This is a genomic window from Vibrio diazotrophicus (assembly GCF_038452265.1).
Classification (GTDB): domain Bacteria; phylum Pseudomonadota; class Gammaproteobacteria; order Enterobacterales; family Vibrionaceae; genus Vibrio; species Vibrio diazotrophicus.
The window spans coordinates 1,596,535-1,610,073 of sequence record NZ_CP151842.1; the positions used below are offsets into that span (position 1 = coordinate 1,596,535).

9 protein-coding genes are annotated in these 13,539 nt (G+C 45.0%); 3 read left to right on the top strand and 6 right to left on the bottom strand.

Annotated features, from left to right (window positions below; all coding sequences use genetic code 11):
* Window positions 1-445 precede the first annotated feature (445 nt).
* The 3 genes from AAGA51_RS07280 to AAGA51_RS07290 form a co-directional block, all read right to left on the bottom strand.
* Entirely contained in the window at window positions 446-3,262 is a 2,817-nt protein-coding gene (locus AAGA51_RS07280; protein ID WP_042482542.1) for an Hsp70 family protein, read from the bottom strand.
* A gap of 204 nt (window positions 3,263-3,466) precedes the next feature.
* Complete coding sequence (locus tag AAGA51_RS07285; protein WP_042482540.1) at window positions 3,467-5,371, bottom strand: Hsp70 family protein; 1,905 nt, start codon at window positions 5,369-5,371, stop codon at window positions 3,467-3,469.
* Window positions 5,371-5,973 (bottom strand): DUF2760 domain-containing protein, encoded by a 603-nt coding sequence (locus AAGA51_RS07290; protein ID WP_042482537.1) that lies wholly within the window; start codon window positions 5,971-5,973, stop codon window positions 5,371-5,373. Before AAGA51_RS07290 ends, AAGA51_RS07285 begins: the two co-directional genes overlap by 1 nt.
* Before the next feature lie 325 nt (window positions 5,974-6,298).
* Between AAGA51_RS07290 and AAGA51_RS07295 the strand changes: the two genes are divergently transcribed.
* Entirely contained in the window at window positions 6,299-6,829 is a 531-nt protein-coding gene (locus AAGA51_RS07295) for a 3'-5' exonuclease (RefSeq protein ID WP_042482535.1), read from the top strand.
* A 114-nt stretch (window positions 6,830-6,943) separates the two neighbouring features.
* Here the strand turns inward: AAGA51_RS07295 and AAGA51_RS07300 are convergent, their stop codons facing one another.
* The 3 genes from AAGA51_RS07300 to AAGA51_RS07310 form a co-directional block, all read right to left on the bottom strand.
* Entirely contained in the window at window positions 6,944-7,390 is a 447-nt protein-coding gene (locus AAGA51_RS07300; protein ID WP_042482532.1) for a TerB family tellurite resistance protein, read from the bottom strand.
* 103 nt (window positions 7,391-7,493) lie between these two features.
* Entirely contained in the window at window positions 7,494-7,856 is a 363-nt protein-coding gene (locus AAGA51_RS07305; protein ID WP_042482528.1) for a hypothetical protein, read from the bottom strand.
* Window positions 7,857-8,197: 341 nt separating this feature from the next.
* Window positions 8,198-8,785, bottom strand: a complete 588-nt coding sequence (locus AAGA51_RS07310; protein ID WP_042482526.1) for an FMN-dependent NADH-azoreductase — start codon at window positions 8,783-8,785, stop codon at window positions 8,198-8,200.
* 183 nt (window positions 8,786-8,968) lie between these two features.
* Here AAGA51_RS07310 and hrpA point away from each other — a divergent pair, with 183 nt between their 5' ends.
* Window positions 8,969-12,898 (top strand): ATP-dependent RNA helicase HrpA, encoded by a 3,930-nt coding sequence (hrpA, locus tag AAGA51_RS07315; RefSeq protein WP_042482524.1) that lies wholly within the window; start codon window positions 8,969-8,971, stop codon window positions 12,896-12,898.
* 99 nt (window positions 12,899-12,997) lie between these two features.
* Window positions 12,998-13,480: a porin gene (locus AAGA51_RS07320; protein WP_042482521.1), complete on the top strand. Its 483-nt coding sequence runs from the start codon at window positions 12,998-13,000 to the stop codon at window positions 13,478-13,480.
* Window positions 13,481-13,539: the final 59 nt, after the last annotated feature.

Consider the following 13,539-nt stretch of genomic DNA (forward strand, 5'->3'; position numbering starts at 1 on the left):
TAATACGAAAGTTATTGCCATTTCGAATATAAGGTATCGAAAACGATTTACACCTTGGGTTGAACTCATTTGAGTGTAAATCAACTTATACTCTTCTCAACTGAATCTGCAATAAGGTTGATGGTATTCACTTAGGCAAATCACATTCGCTAAGTAATTTAATTCAGCAACGTCTCTATGGTTTGCAAATTCAAATCGAGTAGAGAATTTCTCGCCGCTTACAGTGAGTTAGCCACTCGGGCTGCGAGGGCGCACATTCTACAATGGTTCATAGCTCAAATGCGAGTCTAAAAATGCGCATTTTTTCGTCTAATTGAAAGAAAATATATATAGAAATGAACGATGAAAGAGAGTTTAAGTAAGGCTTGTTTAAACAAAGGTGGGATTTTGAGAAAAACTGAAGCCGCTTAACGAGACGTTTAAGACGACTTCAGTTTAGATTTTCTTAGTGAGAAATGAGCGTTAAACCATGGGGTAAGGCATCACCAAAAATACGTTTAGACTCTGTTTCACTCAGTTCACTGACATTTTCGACCAACTGTATCCAAGCTTCAGGCGCTCGGCTTTGCTTGAGTTTCTCAAGAACCAAAGTTCTAAAATCGTCTGAGATATCCAGCGTTCTATCGCCAGTTTTACGGCAAATCATCACTGCTGCAAACGCGATCATTGGTTCTTTCAGCCAGTCTTTCTGTAGCAGTTTTGGTAACCATTGCTGAACTTGTTCACGAGCAACGACATTATGTGCACTGCCATACAGAGGCGTACGAGACAACAGACGACCGACAGCCCACCAATGAGCTTGCTCAAACTGAGTTTGATTAAGGGCTTTATTGATAAACCAAGTTGCCAGTAGAACTTTATCTTCCACATCCAGATGCTCTAACGAAGCAGCTAAGCGAACCATGGCTTCGTAACCTTTATCTTGCGCTTCTTGCTGAGATTTCGGATTTCGTGAAGCACCGGGGTGCAGATACTTAGCAATATCCGCCAGCAGTGTCTCTTGTTGCTCTTGGTTTAACCCGCCCGCGATACGACGCCAGAATACCCACCAGTTGCTCCAGCCTTGGTGGTTTTGGAACTGAATGCCTTGTTGGTATAAGCCCCAAATCTGTTCGATTCGCCAACTGTCTGTGGCATCACCAAAACCTGGGCGCAATGCAAAACCCGCTAATCGTAACCAGTTCTTTTCATGTTGTTCAGAGCGACGACGACGTTTTCTTCCCTGTGCCAAAGTATCAAATAGGGAACGCAAAACGGCAAAGTCCCACTCGTCGCGTTTACCAAGCAACTTCTCCAGATCTTTGTTCAAGGTTTTCACGGCTTTGCTATCAGCGCTGTTTTTATTACCGCTGTATATTTGCGTCACCAGTGTTTTCGCCTGTTCAAGTTTTGGATTCGGCTTTTCTGATTCTTCATTGCTCTGAGCTTGGCTGCTGTTACGTACTTCAAACTCCATCAGCCAGCGTTTGTTCTCATCGCTGGTGGATACACACTCCATTTTCAAAGTGCCGACTTCGGTCAACTGGCAAGCAATAAATACCTCTTCGCGTTGCTTTTGGTTTGCCTGTAATTGAATGTTGTCGTCACCCTGTAACGTAGTGATGTAAAGTGGCAAAGGCTGGAACTTATCTGCATCAATCTCAACGAGTACACCATTTTGTATTCTGGTGTTGTCAGCGATTTGATCGTGCGTTGAGGTAAGCAGGTTAAAACGAACGGGCATACCTAGCGTTAACGAGAAACGACGGCTGCTTAGACGAATTTCTTGACCTTCTTCCGTTCCTTTCGCCAATAGGCATAGCGCTTTGCCCATGTTGTTTTTTTCTTGCAAATGAAGGAAATAAGAACGTGCAGAGCCACCACCGATTTTCAGTTGTGCACCACGGCGTGCTTTGGCAAAAGCCACCGCGCCCAAAGCAACCGACCAGTCTGGATGAGGGTTGTCCAGTTGGGTAATGGCTTCACCACGCCAGTGACCCAGCAGACTCAACATGCGTTCTGTGATTAAGTCACTGTTAAAAACACCACCGTTTAGCAACAGACCAACAGGGATTGAAGGGGAGCTAAGCTCCGTTTCGTTTAGTGCCGCTTTGGACACTTGCTGATGCTGAGTAAGAAACTCTGCTACGTGTTTACTGACAGCAGGGTCGGCGACATAAGGCAGACCAAACTCCATCATCGCGCTACGACGTTTGTTTGGCAGTTCGGAGAAATCAGACACAGGGAAGAAACCATCTAATGCAATCTGGTGAACTTCTTGTTTGGTTAAGCTGACGCTCTTTGTACCGCCAAGCAGTTTTGAGCCGCTGCCCAACATGGTGATTTTCACGGTCTCTGGTGCGTTACTGGAGAGCAAGTTTTCTTTCGCTTGTCGGGTTTGCTGAATAAGCTTTGTTAATCCCGCCGCAGTGAGCTTCTTACTTTGATTAAATCGGCTTTCTGCTAAATGAGCGAGCGCTAGGTCGAGGTTGTCACCGCCAAGCATTAGGTGTTCACCAACGCCAATACGGTTTAAAGCCAGCTCTCCGCTTTCAAACTTCGCTTCAATCAAACTTAAGTCGGTGGTGCCGCCGCCCACATCACAAACCAAAATTAGTGGAATTTCTGACAGCTGTTCATTAGAAGAATCTTTATGGCGTGAATACCAGTCATAGCAGACCGCTTGTGGCTCTTCTAACAGAATTATGTTGTTTAAACCAGCCAGCTTCGCCGCTTCTAAGGTCAGGTTTCGCGCGGTTTCATCAAATGAAGCCGGAACGGTGACGACCACTTCCTGAGCTTCCAGAGGATTACTTGGATGCCGGTAGTTCCACGCTTGGCGGATATGGTTGAGGTAACTGGCGCTTGCTACTACAGGGGAGACTTTTTCGACATCAGCTGCACCAGCCCAAGGAAGAATGGCTTCAGAGCGATCCACACTTGGATGAGACAACCAGCTTTTTGCACTGGAGACTTGTCGACCTTCGACCTTTGCTCCTAAATCTCTTGCCCACTGGCCAATAATAGCGAGTTCGGTGTCGCCTTCTACGGGGTGGTTATCCCAAGGCAAGGTTAAATCGCTTGCCGCAATTTGACCCGGTGCAGGGTGGTATCTAAATGAAGGTAACAGTGGTTTACGAACCCCTTCACCGGGACCTATTAACTGATCAATAGGAAAGAGTTCTACAGCGGCATGTTCGAGATCATCCATCAGTTCACAGAATGCGACCACTGTATTAGTGGTACCTAAATCGATCCCGACAAGAAAACGCGGTGCTGCCATAATAATAGAAACCTCGTTATATATTCAGATATACCCTTCCTACTTTAAGTTGCAGCGCTTTATGTTTTGGTATTGGGGCTACGCTCGTTCACCCCAATCACATAGTTATTTATGCTCATGGGGATTCACTCACTTGCCGCCTACCTGCAACTTCAGGTAGTTTGGGTATAGATAAACGGCATCGCTAGGGATGCCGTTTAAAGATTAATGTTGCTGCTGAGAATCTTCGCCTGATTCTCTTACATCGAATTCAACATGCCACTTTTGGCCGTTGTCCGCTGCAATCGCTTCTAGATAAAGAGTCCCCAACTCAGTCACTCGTGAAGCAAGAGTCACAGGAACCACTTCTCCTTCACGACGTCCTTCTGAAACAGGCAGTGTAACTTGAATTTCAGGCAATTCTTCCAGCTCCTCTGGTGCCCAGTAATCAAGGTGAGTACCTGCAATATCATCTCGGCGAGTGGTTGAACCAAAGAATTGGAAGTGAACCGGTTGACCAATCACAAGACCAAACTGTTGGCTTGGAACTTCAACATGTGAACCTTCTTCCATGCCAAATGGTGCAACGCAAAGAGCTTCCATTGGTGGAGCCATGCCTGGAATAGCAGGCATCGCACTTTCAATACCGACGTAATAAGCGGAAGCAATACCACCACGAATTCGAACACCTTGTCCACGACGCACGTTACCGTAGTATGCTGCGCCGCTTGCAACAGCGAGATCTAGGTCAAGACCAGTAAGACGTTTCGCCTGAGCAGCTTGTGCGCTGCTTAGCCATTGGTTAATGGTAGTGAACAGTCGGTTCGCTAACAGATCAGACTTAAGTACACCACCGTTAAACAAAACTGCGTTTGGCTTGATAAAATTTGCCACCAGTGCAGACATGCCCGGAATCCCCGCCATATTGAATGGCGCAGGCTCACCATAGCTCTGACCGCAGTTCTCACCGTTTGCTTGAGCATCGGCTTGCTTTGACAAGAAAGCGGCGATGTGACGAGTAATACCGGCATCTTGTGCATACGGCAGACCCATATGAGTCAAAGCGCCACGAGGTTTTTGCACAGGGTGATCTGTGACAGCGACTTGCGGGAAGAAACCATCAACCAGTGTTTGCTGTACTTCTTCTTTGGTTAATTCCGTTTTTAACGTCGCGCCCAATAGTTTAGAACCGCGACTTGGCACCACAATCGGTACAGATTGCAGTTCAGAATCTTTCAGAAGCGCTTCTTTAGCATCGCGACAAGCGTGCGTCATTGCCTGTACTTGCCACGGTTGGAGCTCTTTGCCTTCTTGAGCAAGCTTCATTTTCAGACGGTAGGCAAGCGCTAAATCCATGTTGTCGCCACCCAGCAAAATATGTTCGCCAACCGCAATACGGTTCAGTGAAAGATTGCCCTGATCTTCCGTGACTTCCACCAAAGATAAGTCAGTTGTACCGCCACCGATATCAACCACCAGAATAATTTCACCCACTGACACTTCATTGCGCCATGCATCACTGCTGTTGTTAATCCAGCTATAAAGCGCTGCTTGTGGCTCTTCTAACAGGGTTAAATGGGTGAACCCTACATTACGAGCCGCTTCAGCGGTAAGATCACGAGCTGCTGGGTTGAAAGATGCAGGTACAGTAATGGTGACATCTTGTTCTGAAATTGGATGAGTAGGGTGCTCATGATCCCAAGCTTGCTTAATGTGCTCTAAGTAAAGCTCAGTCGCACGCAGTGGCGAAACTTTCGCTACATCTTCAGGGCTACCTTGAGGTAGAAACGCATCGCGACGGTTCACGCCACCATGACACAACCAAGATTTCGCACTGGCAATCAGACGAATCGGCGTTTTCACACCAAGATTACGCGCAATTGCGCCAACCAAGGCTGGTGGTGTATCTGTCCAAGGAAGCTTTCTGGAAGCCTCAGACATTTCATGTTCATGAGGCTGGTATAAAAACGAACCGAGCTGTTCGCGAGTTTCAACAGTACCCGGTGCTGTCATCTGAGCGATGCCCATGACTTTAACCGCTGGGTTTTCCGCTTGCGTATCAACATAAGCGAGAACGCTGTGCGTGGTTCCTAGGTCAATACCAATACTGAATTTTGCGTTTTGTTCCATTACAGCTCAACCTCTGCCGGAGCAATAATTGAAGCATCGTAGTTTTCAGCAAGTTTTGGCAGCGTCATAGAGTCCGCTTTCCAACCTTTATGAATCAGCGTGCCTGTGAACGGCGCAGAGCCAGAAACATTGCCTACCAATCTAACTTGCTGAGCATTGAAGCCTTCTTCCAACGTGATACGACTTTCTTCGTCTTCACTGCGTACAGGAGAAAGAGAAACATACTCTTTCAACACTTTTTGACCACCAGCGTGGATTACACGAGCAGCGGCACCGACTTCTTCGTCAGAAAAACCAGCTACGTCTTCTTTTAGGAAATCAATTAGACGCGCTTCTTGTTGGAACAGAGAAAGCAATTGCATTGCAGAGTCTGTATTGGCTGTTGCCAGTTTTGATTCAACTTCGACAACTTTTTCCACTTCAACGATCTTTTCGACCGGTTTTTCCACTTCCACAATTTTTTCTACTGGTTTCTCAACCACTTTCTCGACCACTTTGGATTTACGAGATACGGCAATAAGTAGAAGCAGAACGCTAGACGCGGCTAAACCAGCATGAAGGATATCGAAAGTGGTTGGAATGGCGTTTAAATCGAAGTTCATGATGAATTCTCTATAGATGGATGAATGCAGAAAATGTTGAGCAAAATTACTGCACGACTAGATAAAAGTTAGCAAAAAAATAGGGGCGAATCTTACCATATTCAAGGATTAAGGCTTACAGAAATGCGGTTTTCTCACTATTAATCTCGTTCAATAGACTATCTTTTAAACACTGTTGAAGAATAAGTAGGCAAATGAGTTCACTGTGCGTGGCTTATTCAGGTTAAATTACGTTTGAGCATCGAGTTTTCACTTTTGTTCAGGTAACATAGCGGCTTTTCAGTTTTAGATTTTCAGCTTTAAAAGAAAGGGACCAGATTTACCAATGAACTATAACCGTGTTGTTTGCTTCGATTTGGAAATGTGCTGTTGGAATGAAAACGGAGTGGGCACGACTGGCGAGATCATTGAAATAGGGCTGGCTGAAATTGATTTATCGGCAGGAGAGATCGTAAAACGCGCTCAGTATTACGTTAAACCTGAACATGACGAAATTTCGCTGTTTTGTACCGAGCTAACGGGTATCACACCGAAAAAAATAGAGAAGCAAGGTCGCCCATTGGCTGAAGTGTTAAAGTCGATGGTGAAGAATTTTGGTGGTCCACATAAGATTTACGCGTCTTGGGGACGAGATGACCAAATCTTGATCAATGAGTGCCAACAAAAGGGGATTGATGTTCCGTTTAAAGAGTTCCTTAATCTCGCCACCCTATACCGCATTCAAAATCGCCTTAAAGATAAACGTATTGGCCATCGAACGGCTCAAGAAGGGAAAGGAATTGAGTGGGAAGGTCGCCAGCATTCAGGATACGTGGATGCTTATAACTTAGCGAAGCTCGCATTAACTATGCTTTAAAAATATGCTTTAAAAATATGCTTTGAAAATTGCTCATCAAAACAGTTGAGCATCAAAACCGCTGGTTATCAAAATAAAGGGCACTGAAGTGCCCTTTGTTGTATCTGTCGCGGTTTATTGCTTATTTGCCGTCATCAGTTTCGCGCGAATAAACTGGTGGTGGTCTACGTAAAGTAGCTCTGATGCTTTACGAATGACGGCATCTTCCAATGGGTCAATTTCGCCGTCAGCGTGGGCAACTTCCCACATCGCTTTTATCAGTTCAAAACGTGTTTCTTGTGAAAGCTCACGTAACTGAGAAGTGAAATCGTACAGTGAGGCAGACTGTTTAATTTGTTCTTCCGCTTTGATAATTAAAGATTCAGCCTCGGCTTCATTTAAACCTAATAAGCGTTGAACCAGATGCAGTTTGGCTTCCTGCTCCTTGCTATCTGTTTGGTAGTCAGCGCCCGCAACTTCACTCAATAAGCATGCGATCGCAAGATTTGGGCTCTGTTTTTGCTGGCTTAGGTCTTGGCCATCGAGCAACTGTTTGAACAAAGAGGTAATTGCGTTGAACATAATGAAATCTCACTCACTTATATATTTCATCTATTAATTTTAAAGACCGATTTTAAGCCAAACAGTTCAATCGGGTTTAGCTATATCAGCGAGAAAGGGATGACTAGTAATCATCATCGGAGACAAAAGGTTCAATCAATTCAATAAATTCTGAGCTGGTACGCTCATGAGCCATCACCAGTAAGGTCAGCAACATTTCTGCTTTGGTTTTAATGCCTTTGTCTTCTTCACGCAAAAGGCTTTCAATTTGGCTGCGAATCATCTCAATTTCATGTTCGACAAATCCTCGGCCTTCTTCTTCGCCTTGATCTTCTTCTGGTGCATTGTCGAATTCCAGAAACAAGAAATCGTCATTAAGATGCGTATTGATCAGGCGTTCTGGCAGCCAATCTTCACCCATCACGATATCTGGGTCGATGTCTTGTGGAAGTGAGTCTAATAACGCTTTAAGTTCTGATGCTTTCAAAATGTGGTCTTATTGGTATTCCAGTCTGCGTATATTAACGGCCAAACGTCATGAAAACTAAGTATTCTTAACCTCATTCTCTTAATAAATGTGGGGCGTGCCACTAAATTTGTCCAATTTAGGCAGTGCCAATAAAAAAGCAGCCCTTGATGGACTGCTTTGAATGCACTGAGTTATGGACTACTGGCTATGTTGTAGCTTTATCCCCTTCCTACTTGAAGCTGCAGCGGTGTTGGCTACGTTCGTTCACCCCAATCACATAGTTATCTATGCTCATGGGGATTCACTCGCTTGCCGCCTACCTGCAACTCCAAGTAGTTTGGGTATACAACGATTGGAGATTACAGTGCGATAGCTTCTAGTTGAGATTGTGCTGATTCAATCCCTTTAGCCGCTGGCTCATCGCCCATGTTTAGGGCTTCTGCGTATACAAACTCAACGTTTGTAATACCAACAAAACCTAGAATCGTTTTTAGGTAAGGCGTCACGTTGTCAGTTGCAGAATCTTTGTGGATACCACCGCGAGTGGTAATAACAACTGCTTTCTTGCCTTCGATTAGACCTTGAACGCCTGTTTCTGTGTACTTGAATGTCACGCCAGCGCGAGCAATCAAGTCAAACCAGTTTTTAAGCTGAGTTGGAATTGTGAAGTTGTACATAGGTGCTGCGATAACAAGTGTATCTGCCGCGTTGATTTCAGCGATTAGCGTGTCTGAAAGTTCAACAACTTCTTTTTGTTCTGCAGTCAGATCATCCGTAGCGCGAAGTGCTGTTGCTACTGATAAATCAAGTACTGGAAGAGGAGAAGCAGCCAGATCACGAACAACGAGTTTATCTTGATCGAATTTGGTTAGGTAAGCATCAATCAGTTTACTTGATTGAGAGTAATCACCAAGGATGCTGGATTTAAGTGCAAGTACTTGAGACATAATTTTTCCTTTACTGGAGGTATCACATTGATGGTTACATCATAATGAGAGCTATGACACATAAGAAGCAGGAATATTTGCATGACTCATTCAAAAAAATTGAATAAGAGGAATTGCTAATCCTGACCGCACTCTGTGATACAATCCGCGAAGTTTTGTTAATTAAAAGAATAGGTAAACGCTTTGACTCAGTCACAGCCAAATACAGAAACGAATAACTCAGCAAAAGCGAACAGTGCAGAATCTCTGAAGAAAGCACTGAAGCAATGTTTGCTGAAAGATCGCTTTCGATTAAGCAAGCGTATTTCGGGCGCAAGTAAAATCAAAAAAGATGCAGCTCGTCATGCCGTGTTTGATGAAATCGCTTTAGATATCGCGCAATCCATGATGGTTGTGCAGCAGCGAATCAACCAGAAAGTCACTATCGAATACCCAGAGCTTTTGCCAGTCAGTCAAAAGCGCGACGACATTGCGAAAGCGATTCAAGAGAACCAAGTGGTGATCGTTGCTGGTGAAACAGGTTCAGGTAAAACTACTCAGCTACCGAAGATCTGTGCTGAGCTTGGTCGAGGTAAATATGGCCTGATTGGCCATACTCAGCCGCGTCGTCTTGCTGCTCGTTCAGTCGCAACCCGTATTGCTGAAGAGATGGAAACCGAACTGGGCAATTTTGTCGGTTATAAAGTTCGATTCAACGACCAAATTTCTGATCAAACACAAATCAAGTTGATGACAGACGGTATTTTACTGGCCGAAATTCAGCATGACCGTTTTCTCAATCAATATGACACCATCATTATCGATGAAGCGCACGAGCGCAGCTTAAATATCGACTTTATCCTCGGTTATTTGAAACAGTTGTTGCCGCGTCGTCCTGATCTGAAAGTCATCATTACTTCGGCAACGATCGACCCTGAACGTTTCTCAAACCACTTTAACAATGCTCCTATCATTGAAGTGTCTGGACGTACCTATCCGGTGGATACTCGTTACCGCCCATTGTCGAGCGACGAAGATAGCGAACGTGATCAGCTTGAAGGCATTTTTGAAGCAGTAGACGAGCTTTGCGATGAAGGCTTAGGCGATATTCTGATCTTTATGAACGGTGAGCGCGAAATTCGCGATACGGCGGATGCGCTGTCGAAACGTAACCTTCGTGATACTGAAATCGTTCCTTTGTATGCTCGCCTTTCAGCCGGTGAACAAAACAAGATTTTCCAACCGCATGCTGGTCGTCGAATTGTATTGGCGACCAACGTGGCGGAAACATCGCTTACCGTACCTGGTATCAAATATGTGATCGACCCAGGTACAGCGCGTATCAGTCGTTACAGCTACCGAACTAAAGTTCAGCGTCTTCCTATTGAACCTATTTCTCAGGCGAGCGCCAACCAGCGTAAAGGCCGATGTGGTCGTGTGGAAGAGGGTATCTGTATCCGCCTTTACTCCGAGGAAGATTTTAACTCGCGTCCGGAGTTCACCGATCCTGAAATTCTACGTACCAACTTAGCGTCGGTTATTCTGCAAATGACGGCACTTGGTCTGGGTGATATTGAAGCCTTCCCATTTGTCGAAGCGCCAGATAAACGCAACATTCAAGACGGTGTGCGTTTGCTTGAAGAGCTCGGAGCGGTTAAAGAAGAATCGAAAAACAGCAATAAACAACTTACCGAAGTGGGGCGTAAACTGGCTCGTTTGCCAATTGACCCTCGTTTAGCTCGTATGGTGTTGGAAGCGCCACGCATGGGTTGTTTAAAAGAAGTGATGATCATTGCTTCTGCGCTCTCTATTCAAGATCCGCGTGAGAGACCAAGTGATAAGCAGCAGTCTTCGGATGAAAAACATCGTCGTTTCCATCATGAAGAGTCTGACTTCCTAACGTTTGTGAACTTATGGGAATACATCAAGCAACAACAGAAAGCGCTCACGGGTAACCAGTTCCGCCGTCAATGTAAGCAAGATTACCTCAACTATTTGCGCATTCGCGAGTGGCAGGATGTTTACTTCCAATTGCATCAGTCAATGCGTGAAATGGATTATAAGCTCAACGACGAACCGGGCAGCTATGAAGGTGTTCATACCGCTATTCTTGTTGGTTTGTTATCGCACATTGGTATCAAAGACCCAGAGAAGAACGAGTATCAAGGTGCTCGCAACGCTCGCTTCAATATTTTCCCAGCCTCTGGCTTGTTTAAAAAGCAACCTAAGTGGGTGATGTCTGCTGAGTTAGTTGAAACATCCAAACTCTGGGCGCGTATCGTGGCGAAAATCCAGCCTGAATGGATTGAACCGCTGGCGAAACACTTAATCAAACGCAGCTACAGTGAACCGCATTGGTCGAAGAAACGTGCGGCGGTAATGGCGTACGAGAAGGTGATGATCTACGGCATCGCGATTGTACCTAAGCGCCTAGTGAACTACGGCAATATTGATCCGGTGTTGAGCCGTGAAATCTTTATTCGTAGCGCGCTTGTAGAAGGTGAATGGGAAACCAAACACAGCTTCTTCAAACTCAATCGCTCGCTACTGCAAGAAGTGGAAGAGCTGGAGCACAAGTCACGTCGTCGCGACATCTTGGTTGATGATGAAGACTTGTTCCAATTCTATGACCAGCGTGTTGGTACAGAAGTTGTTTCTGGTCGTCATTTTGACACTTGGTGGAAAGCAACCAGCAAGACATCTCCAGAGTTGCTTAACTTTGAAAAAGAGATGCTGTTCAAAGGTGATGCCAGCCATATTACCGATTTAGATTACCCGAACTTCTGGTATCAAAATGGCCTCAAGCTAAAACTCAGTTATCAGTTTGAACCGGGGGAGGATAGTGACGGTGTCACTGTTCATATTCCTCTGCCGATCTTAAACCAAGTTGAACCACAAGGTTTCGAATGGCAGATACCGGGTTTACGGCATGAACTTGTCGTCAGCTTGATTAAGTCTCTACCGAAAACCTTGCGTAAGAATTTCGTACCCGCACCTAACTATGCAGATGCATTCTTGGCGCGAGTAAATGCGATGGAACTGCCTCTGCTTGACGCTTTAGAGAAAGAATTGCGTCGCATGACGGGCGTTACAGTATCGCGTGATGACTGGAATTTGTCGCAGGTGGCGGATCACTTGAAAGTCACCTTTAGAGCGGTAGACCACCGAAACCGTAAGCTTAAAGAGAACAAAGATCTCTACGAGCTGAAAGAGAGCTTAAAAGAGAAAGTACAAGAAACCCTTTCACAGGTTGCTGATGACGACATTGAGCAATCAGGTTTACACACTTGGTCGTTTGGTGAACTGCCAAAAGTGTATCAGCAGAAACGTGGTGGTTTTGACGTTAAGGCTTACCCTGCGCTGGTAGACAAAAAAGACAGCGTTGAAATTAAGCTGTTTGAAACTGAGCAAGAGCAAATCAGTGCGATGCGCGAAGGTCAACGTCGTTTGATTTTACTGAACGTGCCTTCACCGATTAAATATCTGCACACCAACTTGCCGAACAAGTCTAAACTTGGATTATATTTCAACCCGTTCGGTAAAGTGATGGACTTAATTGATGACTGCATTGCATGTGGTATCGACAAGTTACTTGAAGAGCGTGGTGGACTAGCGTGGACGCCAGAAGAGTTTGAGTCTCTGAAAGAGTTTGTAAGAGCCGAACTGGGTGACACCGTGGTTGATATTGCGAAGCAAGTTGAAGCGATACTGACAATGGCATTCAATATCAATAAACGATTGAAAGGTAAGGTTGACTTCACGATGGCATTTGCATTATCCGATGTGAAAGCGCAAATCGAAGGCTTGATATTTAAGGGCTTTGCAACGGAATGTGGCTGGAAACGACTACCGGATATCTTGCGATACATGAAGGCAATAGAACGCCGCTTAGAGAAATTGCCGATCGATCCGAATAAAGATCGTCTGCATATGCTTAAGGTGGAATCGATTCGCAATGATTACAAAGAGCTGTTAAACAAAGTTCCGAAGGGAATGGCATTGCCGGAAAATATCAAAGAAGTTCGCTGGATGATTGAGGAACTTCGAGTAAGTTTCTTCGCGCAACAACTCGGCACGCCTTATCCTGTCTCGGATAAGCGAGTTAAGAACGCTATTGATGCATGTTCGGTATAAGATTTGCATAGCTGAATGAAATCACTATAATTTGGCGCCACGTGGCAACGGATCGCCGAATTTGGGACTGTTGCCTCACGTTATAAAAGAAGGTTTATTATGAAAAAGACTCTATTAGCAATTGCTCTTATCGGAGCTTCAACAACAGCGTTCGCTGATTCATGGATTTACGGTGGTGCAACTGTTGGTCAGTCTGACTTTAAAGGCAAAACGGGTACTTCTTACAACGTACACGCTGGCACAGGCATTCTGCCATTTATCGGTGTAGAAGCAGGTTATACAAAGCACGGTGATTTCGATTTCGGTGTTGGCAATGATCAAACAGCGAGCTCAGTTTACTTTGCATTAAAACCAAGCATTGATTTTGGTCCTCTACACGTTTACGCGAAAGGTGGCCTACATTCTTGGGACCTAGACCAAAACGGTACGAAGATCGATGATGGCGTAGATATCATGTACGGCGTAGGTGCTGAATACTTCATCATGGGTCCATTCTCTGTTGGTGCCAGTTACAACAGCTATACTTTAGATAACGAAGATATCAACTCATTCTCACTAAACGCGACTTTCCACTTCCTATAAGTCTTATAGTTTTAAAAAGTCTGATAGTGCAGATGCGCAAAAGCCAGCCTAGTAAGGCT

Excerpts from the sequence above, each read along its gene's own strand:
- AAGA51_RS07280 (WP_042482542.1), bottom strand. The coding sequence starts at position 3,262 with ATGGCAGCACCGCGTTTTCTTGTCGGGATCGATTTAGGTACCACTAAT.
- AAGA51_RS07285 (WP_042482540.1), bottom strand. The coding sequence starts at position 5,371 with ATGGAACAAAACGCAAAATTCAGTATTGGTATTGACCTAGGAACCACG.
- AAGA51_RS07290 (WP_042482537.1), bottom strand. The coding sequence starts at position 5,973 with ATGAACTTCGATTTAAACGCCATTCCAACCACTTTCGATATCCTTCAT.
- AAGA51_RS07295 (WP_042482535.1), top strand. The coding sequence starts at position 6,299 with ATGAACTATAACCGTGTTGTTTGCTTCGATTTGGAAATGTGCTGTTGG.
- AAGA51_RS07300 (WP_042482532.1), bottom strand. The coding sequence starts at position 7,390 with ATGTTCAACGCAATTACCTCTTTGTTCAAACAGTTGCTCGATGGCCAA.
- AAGA51_RS07310 (WP_042482526.1), bottom strand. The coding sequence starts at position 8,785 with ATGTCTCAAGTACTTGCACTTAAATCCAGCATCCTTGGTGATTACTCT.
- AAGA51_RS07320 (WP_042482521.1), top strand. The coding sequence starts at position 12,998 with ATGAAAAAGACTCTATTAGCAATTGCTCTTATCGGAGCTTCAACAACA.